The organism is Frigoriflavimonas asaccharolytica (genome assembly GCF_013294015.1).
Taxonomy (GTDB): domain Bacteria; phylum Bacteroidota; class Bacteroidia; order Flavobacteriales; family Weeksellaceae; genus Frigoriflavimonas; species Frigoriflavimonas asaccharolytica.
In genome coordinates, this window is sequence record NZ_JABSNO010000003.1 from 85921 (window position 1) to 107999 (window position 22079).

The window sequence follows — 22079 nt, forward strand, 5'->3', positions numbered from 1 at the left end:
GGAAACAAAAATAACGCTATTTAGCCTTATAGCAATGCTTTTTTAAAATTTTCATCAATTAAAATTGAATTTTCCCTTACTTTAAAAAAAATCTCATACTTTTTCATGTATTTTCGTCACAAAAATTTAGCTATTCGCCTTTGTACAAGTCCAAATAGAGCCATTTTTAGTATTGAATTTTTCAATTTTTTCGTCCGCAAGGAGTTGATCTAAAATCGCGTCGGTTTCGGAGCGATTTATACCCGACAATACTGAGAATTCTAAAGCAGTCATCGTTTCAAATTTTGAAAAAAGAGATTCCCAATCTTTTTTATAGCTTTCAGTTTTAATGCTGGGATTTATTTTTTTTAAAATCGCCTCATAACTTTCATATGGTTTTACGCCATACATTATTTCAGATTTCCCTTCATTGTTGATGAAAAATAGCGTAGGAAAACCTCTTACACCCAATTTTCTAGCAAAATTCAAATCTTCTTGAAATAAGAGATTTGCTGCATTTTCGTAATCTTCTTTAAATTTCACCATATTTAAATCACATTTTTCTGCGGCGAAAGCCAAATTTTCCCAGTCGCAGATATTTTTCTTCTGCAAAAAAACCATTTCTTTTATTTCTCGTAGAAAATCTTGGGCTTTCTTTTCATCTTGAATTTGTGCCGCTTTGAATGCAATACTTGGTGGATAAGAAGAATGCAACGGATTTTCTAACCATATATCTCCATCAATTGGCATATCATAATGCGCGCTTACTTCGTCCCAATGTTCTGCAACATCAGAAGGTTTGCTGATGCCACCACTATTGTAGGACCAATCTTTTAGCAAACCGCCCATTCTATATTCAATTTCTATATCATTTCCATATTCCAATTTCAGTTTTCTCAATTGTGGTTCTATTCCCCAACAAGATGAGCAAATAGGATCTGTAAAATAGATGATTTTCACCGATTTTTCTTTTGAATTTTCATCAAAATTTTCAGCATTTTTTGTTGAATTATCTTCGGCTATTTCGCAAATTCCTGTATCTATATCGCACAATAGTGGATTTTTTTCTTCTTGCATAATTTAAATTTTAAATATGAATTTTGTTCTAGCACTTTATCTTTTAAGGAATTCTATTTCCAAATATTTTCCGCCAGTAAATGGTGTTTATTTGGTAAAATTAGTTTTAATTTTTTGTGTATAGTTACATTTTATTCCTTTCTATGAAGCAAATTTTTAATTTCCAGATACACTTTGTTATTTAATACAAAAGTATTTGAAAATTTATTATTTAGATGCATTTCAAAATTATATGCTAAACCTGGTCCAGTTCTTCCATTTTTAGTATAGTAAAACGATGTTGGCAATAAATTAATTAAACATAGAAGATTTCGTTTAAATGATCTACTAAAATTTGGACGATTGCCGTAATCATCTACAACCTTCAATTTAAATATTTTCTTTCCTAAAGTTTGTCCTGTTAAAGTTTCAGAAATAGCACCAATAATTATTACCATTGGAATAGAATACAAAAAACTTAGAAACGGATTTAACTTAAATATAAAGATCAAAATAAAAATATTTGGTATTAAATCTATTACTTTAGATAACAGTCTTGCTGTATGATTGTCCTTAGATTTTGTATCGAATTTAAAATCATAATCAATCGCTTGGTAAATTCTATTTCCACCTGCATCAAAATTTTGTGTTGGTCTATGAATTAATCTTTTTTCCTTTATTTCTGAAATTTTCACTTTTTAATGATTAAATTTTAACAAAAATATTTCCTCAAATTCGCCACAGCTTCTTCCAAAGTTTCATCTTTTTTTGCAAAACTAATTCGCAGTTTACCCGTATTTTTTTCGTCATGATAGAAAGCAGAGTAGGGAATTGTTGCCACTTTTGCTTTTTCTATTAGTAATAATGAAAAATCTTTGTCGCTTATTTTGGAATTAATGTTGGTGAAATCAAAGGTTTGTGCATAGCCACTTTTCGCTTTTTCAGAAATAGTGAAAGGTACATCTTCCATTAATGTTAAAAAATAATCTCTTTTATTTTGGAAATAGATGCGATTCTCTTTTTCATCGAAAATTTCTAAAAATTTTGCCAAAGCATATTGTGCATGAAGATTGGTGGTGAAGCAAATATATTGATGCACAGATTGCAAATGTGCCGTCAACTTTTCCGAAGCCAAAATATAACTCGTTTTCCAGCCAAATAAATAGAACATTTTTTCCAAAGAAAAAAGGCAAACACATCTTTCTTTTATTTCTGGATGGTGATATGCGCTGTAAAATTGATGATCATCAAAAACCAAAACATCATAAACTTCATCAGATAGAATGACGATATTTCTATCTTTTATTAGTTCCCAAAGTGTATCCCAATCTTCTTTATTCCAAATTTTTCCAGTTGGATTATGAGGAAAATTTACAATAATCACCCTCGTTTTTTCCGTGATTGAATCTTCTAAAACCGACCATTCTAAAGGAGAATTATCTTTGGAACTGATAAAAATTGGTTTGGCTTTTCGCATTTCTACCAATGGAAGATAGGTTTCATAGCAAGGTTCTATGATGATTACTTCATCGTTTTCTTGCACAAGCGCTTGCATCGCAATATGCAATCCATAAGTAGCACCTGGAATTATAGAAATTTCTTTCTCAGTAATGAAAAGGGGATTTTCTCTTCTCTTATTAAATTGTAATATATTTTCAATTAAAATGGGAAGAGCAGGAGCAGATGCAAATTTTTTAAAATCCTTTTCTGCAGATTCTTTTAAAAATTGAGATAATCTAGAATCCATCGGGAAATCTGGTGCATTTTGTGCAAGATTTATAGCGGAATGAAGCCTAGAATGATTGCCAATATCTGTAAAAATATTAACTTCTTTTGCAGAATGTATTTTATTGAAATTCATAATTTCCTATTTTTAAATCTAACTAGAACAACATTTTTTGCTTTTAAAAATTAAAGATTTCTTAAATTTTCCACTGCTTTTATTATGGTTTCCTCTTTTTTTGCAAAACAAAATCTTACGGTTCCTGTATTTTTTTCATTGTGGAAAAATGCAGAAGTAGGAATTAAGGCCACTTTTTTTTCTACAGTTAGCCAAATTGCAAATTCTTTATCCGTCATTTTAGGTTTTATATTGGTAAATTTTCCCAATTGAAAATAGCTTCCATTTGCTTTTTCATTAATGATGAAGGGTGTTTCTTGCATCAAATCAAAAAATAAATCGCGTTTATTTTGCATTATTCTTTTATTTTCTACCACATCAAAAACTTCTAGATATTTTGCCAAGGCTCTTTGCGACGGAGAATTAACGCAGAACGTCATATATTGATGCACTTGCCTGAAAGCCATACTCAATTCTTCTTCCGCAAAAATATACCCGATTTTCCAGCCTGTTGCATGAAACATTTTACCAAAAGAATAAATGCAAATAGATCTTTTTCTTAATTCTGGATGATGAAAAACAGACATCAACTCTAGATCATCGTAAATTAAAAGATCATAAACTTCATCCGAAATTACTATAATATCTTTATCCTTTATATAAGAATATAATTTTTCTAAAGATTCTTTGGTCCAGACTTTACCGGTAGGATTATGCGGGGAATTCACAATTACGGCCTTCGTTTTTTCTGTAATTGCATTTTCAAAATGATCCCAATTCAATTCAAAATCATTATCTAACTGCACAAAAACAGGAATACCGCCATTCATCTCAATTGAAGGAACGTAAGAATCATAGCAAGGTTCAAATACAATAACTTCATCACCAAAATCTATTATTGTTTTGAGGGCGCAATATATTCCGTAGGTTGCTCCAGGTATTATGGTGATGTTTTCCTTATCTATTAATATTGGTAATTTTCTATTTTTATTAAAAATTGATAAATTTTCTACCAGTAATGGATCTCCTTGAAGTGGTGTATATTGATTGTGATTTTCTAAAGTTGCTTGTGCTAAAAAGTTTTTCAACCGAATATCGATTTCATTATCTGGAAATCCCTGTGCAAGATTTACAGCATGATGTTTATTTGCCAAGGCAGACATTTCCGAAAAAATGGTAAGATCTCTGCCAGAATGTTTTTTTGAAAGCTTCATATGGTAAATTTAGTAAGATAAAATAGAGAATTTGCAAATAATTTGATATTTTTAACAAAAAATTGAGATGGATAAAAAAATAATTGCACTTTTTTCTATTATTGCTCTTAACTCTTGTACTGCACAAGTTGGTTTTGAAAGCAAAGCGTTTAAAAATTCTTACGAAACTATCACTGCTTCAGATTTAAAAAAGCATTTGTACATCATAGCTGGTGATGAAATGGAAGGTAGAGATACAGGATCTGAAGGTCAGAAAAAAGCAGGAAGATATATGATAGAGGAATACAAAAAAATGGGAATTTCTCAACCAAAATCTATGGCGGATTATTATCAAAAAGTTCCGGCAGAATTTATGAATGGAAAAAGAGGAAGTTTACCAGATTCTGAAAATATTCTTGCTTTTATAGAAGGCAGCGAAAAACCAGAAGAGATTATTGTAATTTCTGCGCATTATGATCATGTAGGAATGGATTCTAAAGGTGTAGTTTACAATGGTGCAGATGATGATGGAAGTGGAACTGTGGGTGTAATGGAAATTGCAGAAGCATTTCAATTTGCGAAAAAAAATGGAAACGGACCAAAAAGATCGATACTTTTTCTTCATGTAACTGGCGAAGAACATGGTTTGCACGGTTCTAGATATTATGCAGAAAATCCTGTTTTCCCGATGGCAAATACAGTGGTAGATTTAAATATAGATATGATCGGTAGAGACGATCCTGCAAATAGAGGGAAAGATTACGTGTATGTGATTGGTTCTGAAATGCTTTCGAAAGAATTGAAAGTTATAAATGAAACCTCAAATAGCAAAACAGTAAAACTGGAATTGAATTACAAATACGACGATAAAAATGATCCAGATAGATTGTACTACAGATCTGATCATTACAACTTTGCTAAAAATGGAATTCCGGTAATTTTTTATTTTGATGGAATTCATGAAGATTACCACAAACCAACAGATACACCAGACAAAATTGATTACGAATTGCTGAAAAAACGCACGCAATTGGTTTTTGCTACTGCATGGGAATTGGCAAATAGAGAGGCACGAATTAAAGTTGACTAACTAAATTTCTTATGTAAAAACGATATTATAAAATTTTGTTAAAATTCATTTGTGTGCATTTATTTATCTTTTTTAAGATTTATATTTGCACCGTGAATTTTAAGAATTTTATAGTAAGTATTATTTCCTGCGTCTTTCTACTATCAATGGTAGAGGGAAAATCTGGCGACTACCTTAGTTATCAAAATTCTTTTAAAGCCGCTACTTCTCAAAATTTTAAATCAAAACCTCAACTAGAGAAAAATTTTAAAAAAAATCATTTAGTTATTCAAGACTCTTCAAATAATTTCATATTTGAAAGTTTAGATGATTTTTCAATCTTAGATAATTTTTCAAATTCTATTGGTTTTTCTACTGCTGATTTCAGTTTATTCTGCAAAGCATTAGACCCATCCAAAAATCTAGTTTCGAAAAGTGTTTTTGCAAATGCAGAACTTCACCCAGTAAAAACGTATATTCTGATTGAATCTTTCAGAATTTAGACCAACTTTCTTTTTCTATTTAATCTAAATTCTATTTTAGATCAAACATTTTTGAGTTTATTTTTAAACTCAATATCAGCCTATTCCATTATTTTCCCTTAATAAATTAGATTTTTTGCTATGAAAAAATTCGCATCCTTATTTGCGTTTGTTTTGTTGTTGTCGTTAACGAACTGCACCAACAAAGCAGAAGAAAAAGAAACCGCAGAAGTATTTCCAGTAACTACTGCACTTCAAAAAGATACCATTGTAACGAAAGAATATGTATCTCAAATCCGCTCTGTAAAAAATATAGAAATACGAGCACAAGAAAAAGGCTTTCTGCAAAATGTATACGTAGACGAAGGTCAGTACGTAAAAGCAGGTCAACCATTATTTCGCATTATGCCACAATTGTATCAGGCAGAATACCAAAAAGCAATGGCAGAAGTAGAAGAAGCCAAAATAGAATTGCAAAATGCAAGCACTCTGGCAAATAACAATGTAGTTTCTAAAAATGAACAACGTATGGCCAAAGCTAAATTAGATGGCGCCAAAGCTGAAGCAAATTTAGCCAATTTGCACTTATCTTTTACCAATGTGAGAGCGCCATTTTCTGGCATTATCAATCGTTTACCAATGAAATTGGGAAGCTTGGTAGATGAAGGGGATTTGCTAACGAGCCTTTCAGATAACGGAGATATTTATGCATATTTCAATGTGTCTGAGCCAGAATACATTTCCTACCAAACAAAAATGGCAGATAGAGGAGATGTGCATGTCAATTTACTAATGGCAAATGGTGAGCAATTTCCACAAGCCGGAATTATACAAACTATTGAAGGAGAATTTGATGCAGAAACTGGAAATATTGCCTTCCGCGCAAAGTTTCCAAATCCGAATGCTCTGCTAAGAAATGGCGAAACGGGTAAAATTTTGATGAATTTTCCTTTAAATAATGCCTTAATTATTCCGCAGAAAGCAACCTACGAAATTCAAGATCAGAAATATGTTTTTGTGGTGGATAAAACAGGTAAAGTAGTGTCTAGAAATATAAAAATTGCCTACGAATTACCAGATGTTTACGTGGTGAGTTCTGGGCTATCTGCAAAAGATAAATTTGTAGTAGACGGCGTGCAAAAATTAAAAGAGAACCAAAAGGTGAAGGTTAAATATCAGCAAGCTCAACAAGTGATTTCTTCTTTGAAACTACAAGCAGATTAATTTTTAAAAATTATACATTATGTTTAAAAGATTTATCCGAAGACCAGTATTATCCATAGTGATATCGCTGATCATAGTTTTTTTGGGAATTTTATCACTCGTTGCACTTCCAGTTACTCAGTTTCCGTCTATTTCGCCACCAAAAGTGAATATTACGGCAGAATTTCCGGGTGCGAATAATGAATTGCTCATAAAATCTGTAGTAATTCCCCTAGAAAGAGCCATAAATGGTGTTCCGGGAATGAAATATATGGCTTCAGATGCTGGAAATGATGGCGAAGCATCTATACAAGTAGTGTTTGATTTGGGTACCGATCCAAATGTAGCTGCCGTGAATGTGCAGAATAGAATTTCTTCTGCAATTAATAAATTACCACCGTTAGTAGTAAGAGAAGGTGTGAAAATTACAAGAGAAGAACCAAATATGCTTTTGTATGTTAATATTTACAGTGACGACCCAAAAGCCAACCAGAAATTTTTATTCAATTACGCAGATATCAATGTAACTTCAGAATTAAATAGAATAAAAGGAGTAGGAGATGTAGATATTTTGGGAACACGGGAATATGCAATGAGAATTTGGTTGAAACCAGACCGTTTAATTGCTTATGATATCTCTGCAGATGAAGTAATGGCAGCATTAGATGAGCAAAGTATAGAGGCATCACCAGGAAAAACAGGCGAAAGTTCTGGCAAACGTTCGCAATCTTTTGAGTATGTTCTAAAATATCCGGGAAGATATACCACAGAAGCGCAGTATGGCAACATCATCTTAAAAGCAAAATCTGGTGGAGAATTTGTCCGCTTAAAAGATGTTGCAAATATTGAGTTTGGTAGTTCTATGTATGATATTTATTCCACATTCAAAGGAAAACCTGCCGCATCTATCATGGTGAAACAGTCTTACGGTTCTAATGCAAGCGACGTTATAAAAAATGTAAAAGTTTTGATGGCAGATTTGCAGAAAAACAATTTCCCAAAAGGAATGCACTATGATTTAAGTTATGATGCTTCCACATTTTTAGATGCATCTATAGAAAAAGTGATTCACACTTTATTTGAAGCCTTTATTTTAGTAGGAATAGTGGTGTTTTTATTTTTAGGAGATTGGCGATCTACTTTAATTCCAACTATAGCCGTTCCCGTTTCGTTGATAGGAACATTTGCAATTATGTCTGCATTTGGTATTACCTTAAATATGATATCGCTCTTTGCTTTGGTTATGGCAATTGGTGTGGTTGTAGATGATGCCATCGTCGTCATAGAAGCAGTTCATGCCAAGATGGAAGAAAAAGGTTTGTCCCCATTGAAAGCCACAGAAGAAGCCATGCACGAAATTAGTGGAGCTATTATCGCCATTACATTGGTGATGGCATCTGTTTTTATTCCAGTTGCTTTTATGAGTGGACCAGTAGGAATTTTCTACAGACAATTTTCTGTAACTATGGTTTCCTCAATCATATTATCTGGTGTAGTTGCATTAACCTTGACACCAGCTTTATGCGCTTTAATATTAAAAAACAACCACGGCAAAGTTAAAAAGCAAAGCCTTGTAGACAAAGGTTTAGAAAAATTTAATAAAACCTTCAACCGTGGAGCAGATAAATACAAAAATGTATTAAATAAAACTGTTTCCAAAAAGATGATAACGCTACCAGTGTTACTTATTTTCTGCTTAGGAATCTATTTAATTGGCAATAAATTGCCTTCTGGTTTCATACCAACGGAAGATCAAGGGATGATTTATGCCATCATACAAACGCCACCTGGTTCCACGTTGGAAAGAACAAATCAAATTGCTTTAAATCTTCAAAAGAAAGCAGAAGAAGTGGAAGGTGTACAATCTGTATCTTCTCTAGCAGGTTTTGAAATTTTGACGGAAGGTACTGGTTCCAACTCAGGTTCATGTATTATTAATTTAAAAAATTGGAGCGATCGTTCTAGTTCTGCGGTAGATATTATGGGAAAATTAGAAGAAAAAGCCAAGGAAATTCCCGGTGCAGATATAGAATTTTTCCAACCACCTTCTATTCCCGGTTATGGAGCAGCAGGAGGTTTTGAGCTGCGGCTTCTGGATAAAGCCGGAAGTGGAGATTACCACAATATGGAAAAAGTGAGCAAAGATTTTGTTTCAGAATTGAAGAAAAGACCAGAGTTAGGCTCTGCATTTACATTCTATTCCGCAAGTTTTCCGCAATATATGTTGAAAATAGACAATGATTTGGCAGAGCAAAAAGGTGTGAGTATTTCTAAAGCCATGGACAATCTTTCTACTTTGATAGGTTCTAATTACGAAACCAGCTTTATTAAATTTGATAGACCTTACAAAGTAATTGTGCAAGCAAGTCCAGAATATCGAGCTCTACCCAGTGATTTGCTAAAATTATATGTGAAAAATGATAAAGATGAAATGGTGCCTTATTCAGATTTTATGCATCTGGAAAAAGTGTACGGACTGTCTGAAATCACCCGGCATAATATGTATAACGCTGCAGAAGTAAGCGGAACACCAGCCAATGGATACAGTTCTGGGCAAACCATAAAAGCCATACAAGAAGTAGCAGATAAAACCTTGCCACGTGGTTTTGGTATAGATTGGGCAGGAATTTCTAAAGATGAAGTTTCTCGTGGAAACGAAGCTGTTTATATATTTTTAATATGTTTGGGTTTTGTCTACCTCATATTATCTGCACAATATGAAAGTTTTATTTTGCCATTGCCCGTAATTTTATCCTTACCAACTGGAATTTTTGGGGCATTTCTTTGCTTGTCTCTTTTAGGTTTAGAAAATAATATCTACGCACAAGTTGCAATGGTGATGCTCATTGGATTGCTCGGAAAAAATGCAGTTTTAATTGTAGAATTTGCCGTCCAGAGAAAAGCCGAAGGAATTGGCGTTCGCGAAGCTGCTATAGAAGGCGCTTATGCAAGATTTCGCCCAATTTTGATGACATCTTTTGCATTCATTGCAGGTTTGTTGCCATTAGTAATTGCAAGCGGACCAGGTGCAATTGGAAACAGAACAATCGGTACTGCAGCAGCAGGTGGAATGCTTATAGGAACACTTTTCGGGGTGTTTATTATACCAGGATTATACTTTATTTTCGGAAGTATTGCCGCCAAAATGAAAATGGCAAAATATGAATCTGAATCCCCATTAACAGAACAAACAGAACCATACTTACACGATGATAAATTTGAAGATTAAACCAGCAATTGCCATTACAGTTTTCCTTGCGCTTGCAAGTTGTAGAGCACCAATGGCAACAGTGATAAAAGATGAAGTAAAGGAAACTTTGCCACCAAAATTCGCCGAAGAAAATACCACAGAAATAAACAGTGGCACTACACCATGGCGACAATTTTTTACAGATGCAGATCTGATAAATTTAATAGAAATTGCGCTGAAAAATAACCAAGAATTGCTCATCACGCTACAAAATATAGAAATAGCAAAATCCAACGTCCTTTTTCAAAATGGAAAATTGAACCCAACATTTATTGCAGCAGCAAGTGTTGGCGTAGAAAAAGTAGGAAGATACACCAGTACTGGAGCAGGAGATGCAAGTACAGAAATCACCGAAGGAAAAGAAGTTCCGGATAATTTGGGCAATCTAGACGTTGGTGTTTCTGCAAATTGGGAGGTAGATATCTGGCACAAATTGCGTACGGAAAAGCAAGCTGCAGTTGCCAAATATCTTTCTACAGTAGAAGGCAAAAATTTTTTGCTGTCTAATTTAATTCAAGAAATAGCCACAGATTATTATGAATTATTAACCTTAGACAATCAATTAGATGTCATACAGCAATACACCGTTTTGCAAACCAAAGCATTGGCAGTGGCAAAAATTCAAAAACAAGCAGCGGCAACCACAGAATTGGCGGTGAAAAAATTTGAAGCTGAATTGGCAAAATCTAAAGCTGGAGAATTTACCTACAAGCAAAATATTGTAGAGAAAGAAAACGCTATCAATGTGCTTTTGGGCAGATATCCGCAAGCTATTGTGCGCCATAAAGAAAATTTTATGACGAGCATTCCGCAATTGGTTTATACAGGAATTCCTTCTGAATTGCTCTCTAATCGTCCAGATATAAAGCAAGCAGAATTAGAATTGCAAGCAGCAAAATTAGACGTTCAGGCGGCGAGAAAAGAATTTTATCCCTCTTTAGAAATATCTACAGCTTTAGGATTAAATGCCTTCAAACCGGGCTATTTGTTAAAACTTCCAGAATCTGTTGCCTATAGTTTGGCAGGAGATTTAGCTGGACCATTAATAAATAAATCTGCCATAAAAGCCAATTTTGCGAGTGCAGATGCCATGCAAATACAGGCACTTTATGAATATGATAAAACGATTTTAAATTCCTACATAGAAATTTCTAATTTAATGAGTAAAGTAAAAAACATCGAGCAGTATTATCAATTAAAGTCTCAGGAAACGGAAGCTTTAAATCAATCTATCAATATTGCAGATATTTCATTTAAAAATTCTCGAGCAGATTATCTAGAAGTTTTGATGACGCAAAGAGACGCTTTAGATTCTAAAATGGAATTGATAGAAGCAAAAAAGCAGCAATTAACAACAGTTGTAGATGTCTACAAAGGACTTGGTGGTGGCTGGAAATAGAGAAGATAAAAGAAAGACCATTTCATACAATTGAAATGGTCTTTCTTTTATCTGATTTTTCATTGAAATAAATGATTGTAGAGAATTCCTAACTTCAAATGAGAATTATTTTCATCTGTATATAATTTTTTTTAAAAAATGAATTTGAGAAAAAATATTTTCTTTACGAATATTTAGGATTTGCAACTGAAGTTAGCACAAAAAACCTTGCTTTTGAGGGCAAGGTTTTATTGTAAAAAATTAATTATTTTAATAAAGTTACATGACCAACATAATTATGTTTTTTACGTTGAATAAATTCAATTGGTTTTGTAATTCCATTTAAAGTAGAAGAAGCGGATTCTATTTTTATTAGATTCATATCACCATTTTCTAAAATTTCTACTATCGATTTTACACTCACTATTTCTTTGGTTTTAGGGTTTGTAAAAGTTGAATTTAATCGATGACCATCTTCTGGATCTTCAACCATTAATTCGGATAAATCAATAGTACTTGCAGTTGCCCAACCTTCAGTTAATTTTGGATTATGAGGTAAAAATGCTTCTATTTTATCAACTTTAATAGCAATACTTGATATTTTCATACAACTAAAATCAAACCTTCTATTGTAAGAGATAGTATTGATTGGCGCACCATTTATTGTTGTGCTTGCAAATGGTAAATGACTTGCATCTAATAATTTTATAGAGTAAGGTGGAGAATAACAAGCAGTGGTATTTCCTGGCACAAATGGTTCATATACAATTCCGCTCGGCGAAGTAATTTCTAAAACTGCACCTACAGAAGTTGTGCCTCCCATTGCAAAACTTACTTGTCCTGTAAAATCACCTGCATGTAATCCATGTACAATTGTACAACATTTTTTTAATAAAGTAACATTTGCAGAAGTGGGTGTTGGTGGTGATGCAACATTCACGGTAACACATCCTAAAGTAGTTGTACAACCTGAAGAAGTGCAAGTTGCAATGATACAAATTGTATTAGTTCCTTCATTCAAATCATTGAATGAAACTGTCATGCTTCCATTATTAGAAGTAAGTAGATAGTTATTTGTTGTTCCTAAAGGAGAAGTTCTATTTAAAGCGAAAGAATCAACACCATTTATTAAAACTTTAATTTTTGTAGCCCAAACACCACTTGACAAACTATTTGAATGAGGTCGATAATTAATTGTTAAGGTTTTTGTATTGTTGCTTGCATTATAAGGTATATTTAATACCGACCCAATATTTGCACTTGTACCTGAACCACTTGGAAACTGAACAGAAGCTGTCGGATCTGGTGTACATCCACAAGTAGTAGTTGTTTTATTAGAATTAGAATTTTCTGTAACTCCATCCCAACCTTTGTATTCACTTTCAGCAAGTCCATCCCAACCTTTTCTTGGTTTGCCAAAGGCAATACTCAATCCTACATTTACGCCAAGTGCAGAATAACTGGTGCTTTTGGTTTCTCCTTTTACATACGTTCCGTTGTTCACAAAATTTGCTTCGTAAAATCCGGCCTGGTTTGGTGGTCCAGTTGGTACCAAAGTACTTATTTGTGTTTCCACTTTCGGACCTAAAATATAACTGGCATCTGCAAATAATCCCAAATTTTGAGTAATCCAATATTGCATTCTTACTTTTGGGGTAATTGCTAAACCACTTGTTTTGGTTTCTGGCAAAGTCCACAAAGCTTTTTCGTAGGTTTGTCCGTTGTATTGTGTGGTTTGCACGGCACTCAATTCTTTTTGTGTCATAGAGAAATATTCTGCCAAAACCATTGGAGAAATGGTAAATTTTTCTCCCAAATTAAAATTTACTTGTGGTCCAATTCCTATTCTAAATCCTGGGTTTCTTGGATCAACTCCTTTATAAGCTACAGAAATTGAAGTGCTACCAAAAATTGGAAAAGTATTTGGTAATGCAGCACTTGGGTTTCCGCTGCCACCAAAGTTGTATTGTCCGCCAATGTTTATACCTAGTGTTGTTTTTGGCCAACCGTCCCAACCTTTGCGAAAAGCTATAAGTGGTTGGTAATAATCTAAACTTACTCCAGATGAATTGGTTATATAAGCATTTTTTGTGGTGCTACTTGGCATTGTGCTTCCGTAACCAACAGATATTGCGGATTTTGTAATACCGTTCCATCCTTTTACGATGTCATCTTTCTTTGAACTTTCTTGCGCATTTGCGAACAGTATTGTTCCTAAAAGAAAAGCTGTTAAAATTGTTTTTGTTTTCATAATTTTTATTTTAAATTTTTTCTTTTTTAATGAATTTAATTTTTAGTGGAAAATTTTAAGATTATTATTCCACAAATGTGAAAAGAATTTGTACATAAAAAAATCCCTAAAAGTAGGGATGAAGGAGATTTGAGACTTCGAGATTTAGGGATTACACGTTTTTGTAATACCAAGCAATGGCTTCTCCTAAAGAAGAGATGTGCAATTTTTCGTAGATGTTTTTTGTATGAGAATTTACTGTGGAATAACTTACACCCAAAAAATCCGCAACCATTTTGTAGCTTTTGCCTTCTGCAAGAGATTTCAGAACTTCTTGCTCTTTTGGCGTAAGGAATTCCAGATTTTTCTTTGGAGCAAAATACTCCAAAACCTTTTTTGCAATCGCAGGATTGATGGAAGCGCCGCCTTCATAAACTTCTTCTATCGCTTGCAAAATTCTGGTGGCAGAATCAGATTTTAAGATGTAACCACTTGCTCCACCAGTAATACTTTTGAAAATTTTATCGCTGTCATCAAATGCAGTTTGTATCAATACCTTTATCTGTGGAAGATTTGTTTTAATGATTTTCAAACCTTCCAAACCATCTACTTCTGGCATATTAATATCCATCAATACTACATCTGGCTTAAATTCTTGCATTATGGCAAGTACGTTTGCACAGTTTTCGGCTTCACCAATGTATTCCAAATTTTCGCTCATAGAAATAAGGGCTTTCAAACTTTGGAGCCTTTCTTTGCTATCATCAAATGCGAAAATTCTAATCATTTTTTTACCAGCTAATATTGTACAAAGATATACGGAAAAACAGCTATTTTTTCTCCCTAATTATAGGGATACTTACAATTATCTTAGTTCCATCGTGGTTTATTAATTCAAATGTGCCACCTAATTCTTCGGCTCTTTTTTTCATATTATCAATGCCATTTCCTTTTTTTGCAGCCTCAGAGAAACCAATGCCATCATCTTCAATTTCTAACACATAATTGCCCTCTATTTTTTGCAATGTAACGCAGACTTCATTTGGATGTGCGTGTTTTAGAATATTATTAAAGGCTTCTTTGCAAATTAGTATGATGTTTTTTCGGGTTGCAAAATCTTTTATTTCAGAATCTACACTTCCATCTAATAACAACCCGTAATGTATATCTGCATTGCCCAATATTTCGCTGGTAATATTTTTTATTCTGGTACTCACAGACATAAATTCATCATTTGAAGGCTTTAAACTCCAAATGATATCACCTATGTTTTCAGAAATATTTTTTGCTTGAGCTTCTATTTTTTCTAAAATTTTTTTTACTTCAGTTGGGTTTTTATCTAAATATTTCTGAGCTATTGCACTGTTTATCTGCAAACTGCTCAGTGAAGCGCCCAAATCGTCGTGCAGATTGGCTGTAATTTCATTTCTTTGATGTTCTAAAGCCAATTGTTTTTCAAATGCAATTTTTTGCTTTTCCAATTTTCTTCTGTTGTAATACATAAACAATAAGCCAGAAAAAAGAAAAGTTAGCAAACTCCAAAATAATATCGATTGAAAAAACGGCGTTTGAATCTCAAATTTTAATTGAATCTCGCTCTGGTGGATTTCATTATTTTCATCTACTGCTCTTATTTTCAATAGGGTAGTGCCATTATTTAATTTTAAATTTAAAAAATTACCAGATATATTTAGAAAATTAGAATCATTCACAGAATATTGAAAATTTTTGAAATGCCCAGAAATATCTACTCCTGCAAGTTCTAAAGAATTATTGTTTTGATCGCTTTTTAACTTGAAATTATTGGCTAATGATACTACCTTACCATTTATTTTCAGTTCTATTAATTTTGGGAAAAGACGATACCGATAGTGGTAATTTCGCTCTGGAATTTTGGATATCCCTACATCTGTTGCAGCGTATACCGTATCATTTTTTACATCTAAAAAATTGATGGTATTGGAAGATAATCCGTCTGAAGTAGTGAGCTTTGTAATATCTGCATCTGCTTTATTTTTAAAATTCAAAATGGTAATTCCTGTTTTAGAGGCAATCCAAAGTTTGTTCTTAATGCATAACAAGTAAGAAATATTGATGGGAATTCTAGGATCACCAATAAATTTTTTTAGTATTTTTTTATTCTTGACTAGGTATAGATTTCCTTTGTAGGTGCTTATCCAAATTCCCAAATTATCGCCGGCTTCAAAGTATTGTATCCTATCATTTTGCAAAAGAATGTTGGGTATAATGAGTTGATATTGGTTTGAAATAATATCATATTCATACAAACCATCATTGGCAGAAAAATAGAAAATTTGGTTGTTTTTTCTTTTTATATTTAAAATTCTTTGCTTCGGAAAATTTAATAATGAATACTTTTCAGTAGCAATATCGTATTTCATCAATCCTGCAATAGTGCCCAAAATAAGTGTCTCATTATTCAATTTCGCAGATGATTTTAAATTTAATGTAGATTTTGCATCATTTAAAATGGCCAAAGTTTTTTTGAAATTTATATTCAATCCGATATCACTAACAACGATGGTTTTATCTGGAAAAAAGTGAATGTTTCTAATCCACAAATTATTTTTAAAGGTATGATTAAAAAAATACTGTTTCTCTGTTTTCCCATCTTTCATGTAAATTTCACCTTGATAATTACCCGCATATAATTTACCATCATCAGACATTTTTGCACACAAAAAATTGGTGATATCTTTTGCCGCATAATTCACTTTTTTGATGGTTTTGTGAGTGTAGTACATCAATCCGTTGTTCAAAGTGGCTATCCAAACATTGTTTTGATCGTCTACAAAAGCAGTGTTTACATTGTATTTGTTTTTAATAATAGAAAGCAATTTCAAGGTATTTTCATCATATATTAAGATGGTACCATCATTACAAGTGATGCTCAATTTAGTTTTAGAAAATTGAAACCACTTTACAGACTGCTCAATTTTTTTATTGGTAATTTCAATTTGAAAATTTTTTATACTTTTTACGTTAAACTTGCATATTTTGTGTGGACTAAATCTATAAATAGAATTGTTGTTGAAATAGCTATTGATCACATCATCGGTAAATTCTTCTTTTATAGTACCAATATGCTTATTGTTGATGTAAAATTTGCTTTCAGTAGTTTTTCTATTATTTACTTTTTTCTCGGTATATATGGTTTCAACAAACTGATTTTTTAGATAAAAGGACAAATTATTTTGGTTTTTGCTTAGTCTTTTTCTATTTTCAATATATTTATCTTTCACCGTAAAACTGCCTGCATTACTCATGAAAAACAATTCGTTATCTCTGATAGGATATATCGCGTTGAAGAGAGAATTGCTTACATCTGCAACAGTTTTGTCTTTTTCTAAGCAAACAAATTGGTTCAACTTAACATCAAAATAGCTAGGAGCTTGCTTGTAGCAAATTGCCCAAATGCTGCCATCTTTTTGCTTGATGATTTGAATTACATCATTGGAAGGCAATCCGTTTTTTGTGGTATAATTGATGAATCTTTTCCCATCAAACCGAGAAATTCCATTGTCTGTGGCTACCCAAATAAAACCTTCATCATCCAACAAACATTGATACACCAAATTGCTTGGCAAACCATCTTTTGTAGAAAAAGAATTGGTGAGATTGTAATTTTGGGCATAAAAATTTTGTCCGAAAAACAGAATGTAGAAATAAAACAGATATTTCAATAATTTTTTAATAATCTAAGAAAATTACAGTAAGCTAATGTATTACTATTTCAAGATTTATGTATAAATTAATTATTTTTTTTTTTGAATTAAAAAGCATGAATGTTCTCAGAACTTTTTGTAAAAAAATGTCATATTAAGGAGAATCCATTTGTATTTCTTGCTTCAAAATTTTCAACAATTCTTTTCTAGAAATTCCTTTTTTTGAGGTTATTTTTAAGTTGAGAAGCCGAACATCTTCTGAAGTATATTTCTTTTTGATAATTGTTTCCGTTAAATGATCTAACCTGAAATTTTGCGCATCTATATTTGTAATGAATCCATCTTTTTCACTAATAGTATAAAAAGATTTTCCTTCATCAGTTTCTAAATAGGTTGCTATTATTTCAACTTTGTCAGTTTTGTAATGAAATAATTCTGAATTGTGGTACAAAGAATAGGAACCAAAAATTAGTAGAAAATTAAAAGCAGTATGAAACAAGACACCATACCAAAAGCCAATTTTTAAACGCAGGTATCCCAATATAATCCCAGTTGAAATCTGAGAAAATGTGATGAGTGGAGCACACAAAAAGAATAAAAGTGTTTTCTCATTTTGAAAATTGAAAGCGTGAATAAGACCAAAACAAATAGCAAAACCATAGAAATACCAACTATAATTTTTTCGCCAATGATATTCTAATTTATTTTTACCCAATAGTTTATTGATACCTCTAAAAATATAATTATTCTTAAATCTCAAAGGAAATCGAAAAACAAATTCCTCCCAAAGTGGTGCAAAGACACAACCGAAAAGTAAAATTTCAAGTAGAGAGAATGAACCAAGATCGGCTTCCTTTAAATCTAGAATATAATCTGCAAAAGAATAAATCGGGATCACTACCAAAATCCACAAAAATTGCACGACCAATAAAATGGAGAAAATTTTCGCTTTTGTATCGAAAGATTGCTTTGCAGGTGAAAGTTCTCTCGGGTTTTTAAGAAAACTTATAAATGCTTTAGTTTCTTCTTTGAATTCTAATATTGCTTTATTTATCATAGTTTACATCAATACTATACAAATTACTGCAATAGATTTTTATACAAAGAATAATTCTCATCATCAAAACACACAAAAATGATGTTTTTAATCGTTTCACTTTTCCATTGAGTTACTGTTTCAAAAGCAATTTTAGCTGCTTTGTCTTTTGGGAAACCGTAAATTCCTGTACTGATATTAGGAAATGCAATACTTGTCAAATTATTTGCTTCTGCTAATTTTAAACATTCTATATAGCAAGATCGTAATTTTTCTTCCTCGTTTGAATTTCCATTATTCCATCTAGGACCAACGGTATGTATAATTTTTTCAGCACTTAGATTTCCAGCATTTGTAATTACAGCTTCGCCAACTTTACAGCCACCTTGTTTATTTCTAATTGTGTAGCATTCTTCTAAAATTTTTGGACCTCCAGCTTTGTGAATTGCTCCATCTACACCACCACCTCCTAGTAAACTAGTGTTTGCTGCATTTACTATTGCGTCAACTTTAATTTTAGTTATATCTCCTTTTAGTAATTCAATTTTCATATCAAGAGGTTTTAAAATTTCTTACGTAAAGTAATTACAAGATTTATTAATTCTCAAATTCTCAAATTAACTTCTCCGCAATATACTTCGCTGTTTTAGATATTTTATTTTTTGCTAAATTTTCTGGCGTACCTTCAAATACGATTACGCCACCATGTTTACCGGCTTCTGGACCGAGATCTATCACCCAATCTGCAGATTTTATAATGTCTGGTTGATGCTCAATTACGATTACAGAATGTCCTAATTCTATTAAAGCATTGAAGGAAATTAGCAACTTTTTGATATCATGAAAATGCAAACCAGTGGAAGGTTCGTCGAAAATAAATAAGACTTTTTCTGCCGTTTTTCCTTTCACCAAAAATGAGGCAAGTTTCACACGTTGCGCTTCTCCACCAGAAAGTGTGGAAGAACTTTGTCCTAGTTGCAGATAGCCCAAACCAACATCTTGCAAAGGTTGCAATTTCGTGGCTATTTTATTTTGTTTATTATCATTAAAAAACTCGATAGATTCGTCTACCGTCATGTGCAAAATATCCGAAATATTCTTTTCGTCATATTTAACTTCTAAAATTTCTTTTTTGAAACGCGCACCTTTGCAAACTTCGCATTCCAATTCTATATCTGCCATAAATTGCATTGCAACCGTGATAACGCCTTCTCCTTTGCACTCATCACATCTTCCACCATCTACATTGAAGGAGAAATGTTTGGTTTTGTAGCCCATCATCACAGATAATTTTTGCTTGGCATACAATTCTCGAATATCGTCGTAGGCTTTCAAATAGGTAACAGGATTGGATCTGGAAGATTTCCCAATAGGATTTTGATCTATTAATTCTATATTTCTCACCAAATTTAATGGAAATTCTACAGAATCATAATCCATTTTTTTGCCACCCATTCCCAATTGAATTTGCACTTCTCGGGTCAGAACTTCTTTCATTAAGGTAGATTTTCCACTACCAGAAACGCCCGAAATTACAACCAAACATTCCAAAGGAATATTTACATCTACATTTTTAAGATTATTTTCTCTCGCACCTTTTATTTTAATAAATTCTTTGGCTTTCCTTCTCTTCGTGGGAATTTCTAATTCTAATTTTCCAGTGAGATAGTCGGAGGTTAATGTATTTGCGTTTTTCAATTCATCATAAACTCCAGCAAAAACCAATTCGCCACCTAAATATCCAGCTTCCGGACCAATATCTATAATGTAATCTGCAGCTTTCATCATATCTTCATCATGTTCTACAACGATGACGGTGTTTCCAAGATCTCGCAGATTTTTTAAAACTTGGATGAGGTTTTCTGTATCGCGAGAATGCAAACCGATGGAAGGCTCATCAAGAATATAAATACTCCCAACCAAAGAACTTCCGAGAGATGTTGCTAAATTTATCCGCTGACTTTCCCCACCAGAAAGGGTATTTGACGTTCTGTTGATGCTCAAGTATCCTAGACCAACTTTCATCAAGAATTCTAATCTTGTGATGATTTCGTAGAGCAATCTTTTGGCAATTTCTGCATCATGATCCGTTAAATTTAAACCTTTCATCAATGGTAAAAGCTCGTCCAAAGGCAATTCTACGGTAGATTGTATGTTGTGGCCATCAATTTTTACCCAAGAAGATTCTTCTCGCAAACGCAAACCATCACAGCTATAGCATTTGGTTTTGCCACGAAATCTGGAAAGCATTACACGGTATTGGATTTTGTATAAATTTTCTTCTACCATTTTGAAGAAATTATCTATAGAAGGAAAATCTTTCTTGCCATCTCCTTTCCACAAATAGTTTTTTTGCTCTTTAGATAATTCAAAATAGGGTTTGTGTATCGGGAAATCTTTTGCAGCTTTGATGAATTTTCTTTTCCATTCACTCATAGAGTCGCCTTTCCAAGCGGTAACTGCATCTTCAAAAACGGATAGATTTTTATTTGTAATTACTAAATCTTCATCAATACCAATCACTTTTCCGTAGCCTTCGCAAGTTGGGCAAGCTCCTAAAGGATTATTAAAACTGAATAAATGTACGGTTGGTTCTAAAAATTCTTTGCCGTCTAATTCAAATTTGTTAGAAAATTCTCGTATTTCATTAGTCTCCATGTTTTTTAGAGAGCAATATCCATGACCTTCGTAGAATGCCATTTGTATAGAATCTGCTAATCTTTGCTGAAAACTTTCATCTTCTTCATAGTTAAATCTATCGATGACCAGATGAATTTCCATATCTTTTTCTGGCACAAATCCAAAACTTTCTAAATCTTCTATTCCGGCTACATTTCCATTTACTTCCAATCTTGTGAAACCTAGCAATTTTAAAGATTTTAAACTTTCTTCAAATTTTTCTGTTTCAAAGACTAAAGGCGTTCTTAATAAAAAAGAAACATCTTTTCCTGCTTTTTTGATGAAATCCATTACATCAGAAACGGAATCTTTCTTCACTTCCTCGCCAGAAATTGGGGAAAATGTGTGGCCGATTCTCGCAAAGAGTAACTTCATATAATCGTAGATTTCTGTAGAAGTTCCTACGGTAGAGCGAGGGTTGCTAGAAATAACCTTTTGCTGAATAGCGATAGATGGAGCCAAACCCTTGATATCGTCGATTTTCGGTTTTTCTAATTTTCCAAGAAATTGGCGTGCATAAGAACTCAAACTTTCTACGTATCTGCGTTGTCCTTCTGCATAAATAGTATCAAAAGCGAGGGAAGATTTTCCGCTGCCAGAAACACCTGTGATCACGATTAATTTATTTTTCGGAATAAGTACATCTATATTTTTTAAATTATTTAGATGCGCATTTTTTACGAAAAGTTGAGTTTTTATATTGATATTTTCTAGTGTAACCATGGTAAAATTAAGACTAACAAAATTACGGAAAATATGTGGATTTAATTTGTTGCATTTGGATGAAATCTTTCTTAATAAATGATTTTTCTTATAAAAAATGATGATCGATAACTCTTATTTTAACTTCTTGTTTTTTATATTTGCGCAAAATTCATTTAAATTTATCTTTTATAATTATCAATAACGGATTTTTTGGCTTGCTATATTTTGAATTCCGACATGAGCGAAAGTCTTTTTTTGACCAAATAAAATTGTAAGCAGAAGGCATAAGCAAA

The 22079-nt window shown here is 32.6% G+C and carries 15 protein-coding genes; 5 read left to right on the plus strand and 10 right to left on the minus strand.

Annotated features, from left to right (window positions below):
- Positions 1 to 126: 126 nt before the first annotated feature.
- The 4 genes from HNQ03_RS02805 to HNQ03_RS02820 form a co-directional block, all read right to left on the minus strand.
- A complete protein-coding gene (locus HNQ03_RS02805) occupies positions 127 to 1056 on the minus strand; it encodes a DsbA family protein (RefSeq protein ID WP_173778133.1) in 930 nt (309 codons plus the stop codon).
- Positions 1057 to 1187: 131 nt separating this feature from the next.
- Positions 1188 to 1730 carry an RDD family protein gene (locus tag HNQ03_RS16200; RefSeq protein ID WP_173778134.1) on the minus strand — a complete coding sequence of 181 codons (543 nt, stop codon included), beginning with the start codon at positions 1728 to 1730 and terminating at the stop codon, positions 1188 to 1190.
- Positions 1731 to 1747: 17 nt separating this feature from the next.
- A complete protein-coding gene (locus HNQ03_RS02815; protein ID WP_173778135.1) occupies positions 1748 to 2896 on the minus strand; it encodes an aminotransferase class I/II-fold pyridoxal phosphate-dependent enzyme in 1149 nt (382 codons plus the stop codon).
- A gap of 50 nt (positions 2897 to 2946) precedes the next feature.
- Complete coding sequence (locus tag HNQ03_RS02820; protein ID WP_173778136.1) at positions 2947 to 4089, minus strand: methionine aminotransferase; 1143 nt, start codon at positions 4087 to 4089, stop codon at positions 2947 to 2949.
- A 67-nt stretch (positions 4090 to 4156) separates the two neighbouring features.
- On the opposite strand from HNQ03_RS02820, the gene HNQ03_RS02825 reads away from it, so the two are divergent.
- The 5 genes from HNQ03_RS02825 to HNQ03_RS02845 all read left to right on the plus strand — a co-directional run bounded on the left by HNQ03_RS02825 (position 4157) and on the right by HNQ03_RS02845 (position 11471).
- Positions 4157 to 5158 carry a M28 family metallopeptidase gene (locus tag HNQ03_RS02825; protein ID WP_173778137.1) on the plus strand — a complete coding sequence of 334 codons (1002 nt, stop codon included), beginning with the start codon at positions 4157 to 4159 and terminating at the stop codon, positions 5156 to 5158.
- Between the two features lie 146 nt (positions 5159 to 5304).
- Positions 5305 to 5640, plus strand: coding sequence for a hypothetical protein (locus HNQ03_RS02830; RefSeq protein ID WP_173778138.1), 336 nt, complete (start codon positions 5305 to 5307; stop codon positions 5638 to 5640).
- 120 nt (positions 5641 to 5760) lie between these two features.
- Entirely contained in the window at positions 5761 to 6843 is a 1083-nt protein-coding gene (locus tag HNQ03_RS02835) for an efflux RND transporter periplasmic adaptor subunit (RefSeq protein WP_173778139.1), read from the plus strand.
- A 19-nt stretch (positions 6844 to 6862) separates the two neighbouring features.
- The gene (locus HNQ03_RS02840) at positions 6863 to 10051 is read left to right on the plus strand and encodes an efflux RND transporter permease subunit (protein WP_173778140.1); all 3189 of its coding nucleotides are present in this window, start codon (positions 6863 to 6865) and stop codon (positions 10049 to 10051) included.
- The gene (locus tag HNQ03_RS02845) at positions 10032 to 11471 is read left to right on the plus strand and encodes a TolC family protein (RefSeq protein ID WP_173778141.1); all 1440 of its coding nucleotides are present in this window, start codon (positions 10032 to 10034) and stop codon (positions 11469 to 11471) included. The genes HNQ03_RS02840 and HNQ03_RS02845 overlap by 20 nt, the downstream gene beginning before the upstream one ends.
- A 244-nt stretch (positions 11472 to 11715) precedes the next feature.
- Here the strand turns inward: HNQ03_RS02845 and HNQ03_RS02850 are convergent, their stop codons facing one another.
- From HNQ03_RS02850 to uvrA, 6 genes are all read right to left on the minus strand, one after another.
- Positions 11716 to 13701 carry a hypothetical protein gene (locus HNQ03_RS02850; protein WP_173778142.1) on the minus strand — a complete coding sequence of 662 codons (1986 nt, stop codon included), beginning with the start codon at positions 13699 to 13701 and terminating at the stop codon, positions 11716 to 11718.
- 151 nt (positions 13702 to 13852) lie between these two features.
- A complete protein-coding gene (locus tag HNQ03_RS02855) occupies positions 13853 to 14467 on the minus strand; it encodes a response regulator (RefSeq protein WP_173778143.1) in 615 nt (204 codons plus the stop codon).
- A 43-nt stretch (positions 14468 to 14510) separates the two neighbouring features.
- Complete coding sequence (locus tag HNQ03_RS02860) at positions 14511 to 17384, minus strand: sensor histidine kinase (RefSeq protein WP_173778144.1); 2874 nt, start codon at positions 17382 to 17384, stop codon at positions 14511 to 14513.
- Positions 17385 to 17520: 136 nt separating this feature from the next.
- Complete coding sequence (locus HNQ03_RS02865) at positions 17521 to 18423, minus strand: CPBP family intramembrane glutamic endopeptidase (RefSeq protein WP_173778145.1); 903 nt, start codon at positions 18421 to 18423, stop codon at positions 17521 to 17523.
- Between the two features lie 23 nt (positions 18424 to 18446).
- Entirely contained in the window at positions 18447 to 18953 is a 507-nt protein-coding gene (locus HNQ03_RS02870) for an O-acetyl-ADP-ribose deacetylase (protein ID WP_173778146.1), read from the minus strand.
- A gap of 61 nt (positions 18954 to 19014) precedes the next feature.
- Positions 19015 to 21804: an excinuclease ABC subunit UvrA gene (uvrA, locus tag HNQ03_RS02875; RefSeq protein WP_173778147.1), complete on the minus strand. Its 2790-nt coding sequence runs from the start codon at positions 21802 to 21804 to the stop codon at positions 19015 to 19017.
- Positions 21805 to 22079: the final 275 nt, after the last annotated feature.

Bases quoted from the DNA above. Each gene is read 5' to 3' on its own strand.
- HNQ03_RS02805 (WP_173778133.1), bottom strand. From the start codon at position 1,056: ATGCAAGAAGAAAAAAATCCACTATTGTGCGATATAGATACAGGAATT.
- HNQ03_RS02815 (WP_173778135.1), bottom strand. From the start codon at position 2,896: ATGAATTTCAATAAAATACATTCTGCAAAAGAAGTTAATATTTTTACA.
- HNQ03_RS02820 (WP_173778136.1), bottom strand. From the start codon at position 4,089: ATGAAGCTTTCAAAAAAACATTCTGGCAGAGATCTTACCATTTTTTCG.
- HNQ03_RS02825 (WP_173778137.1), top strand. From the start codon at position 4,157: ATGGATAAAAAAATAATTGCACTTTTTTCTATTATTGCTCTTAACTCT.
- HNQ03_RS02830 (WP_173778138.1), top strand. From the start codon at position 5,305: ATGGTAGAGGGAAAATCTGGCGACTACCTTAGTTATCAAAATTCTTTT.
- HNQ03_RS02835 (WP_173778139.1), top strand. From the start codon at position 5,761: ATGAAAAAATTCGCATCCTTATTTGCGTTTGTTTTGTTGTTGTCGTTA.
- HNQ03_RS02840 (WP_173778140.1), top strand. From the start codon at position 6,863: ATGTTTAAAAGATTTATCCGAAGACCAGTATTATCCATAGTGATATCG.
- HNQ03_RS02845 (WP_173778141.1), top strand. From the start codon at position 10,032: ATGATAAATTTGAAGATTAAACCAGCAATTGCCATTACAGTTTTCCTT.
- HNQ03_RS02850 (WP_173778142.1), bottom strand. From the start codon at position 13,701: ATGAAAACAAAAACAATTTTAACAGCTTTTCTTTTAGGAACAATACTG.
- HNQ03_RS02855 (WP_173778143.1), bottom strand. From the start codon at position 14,467: ATGATTAGAATTTTCGCATTTGATGATAGCAAAGAAAGGCTCCAAAGT.
- HNQ03_RS02865 (WP_173778145.1), bottom strand. From the start codon at position 18,423: ATGATAAATAAAGCAATATTAGAATTCAAAGAAGAAACTAAAGCATTT.
- HNQ03_RS02870 (WP_173778146.1), bottom strand. From the start codon at position 18,953: ATGAAAATTGAATTACTAAAAGGAGATATAACTAAAATTAAAGTTGAC.
- uvrA (WP_173778147.1), bottom strand. From the start codon at position 21,804: ATGGTTACACTAGAAAATATCAATATAAAAACTCAACTTTTCGTAAAA.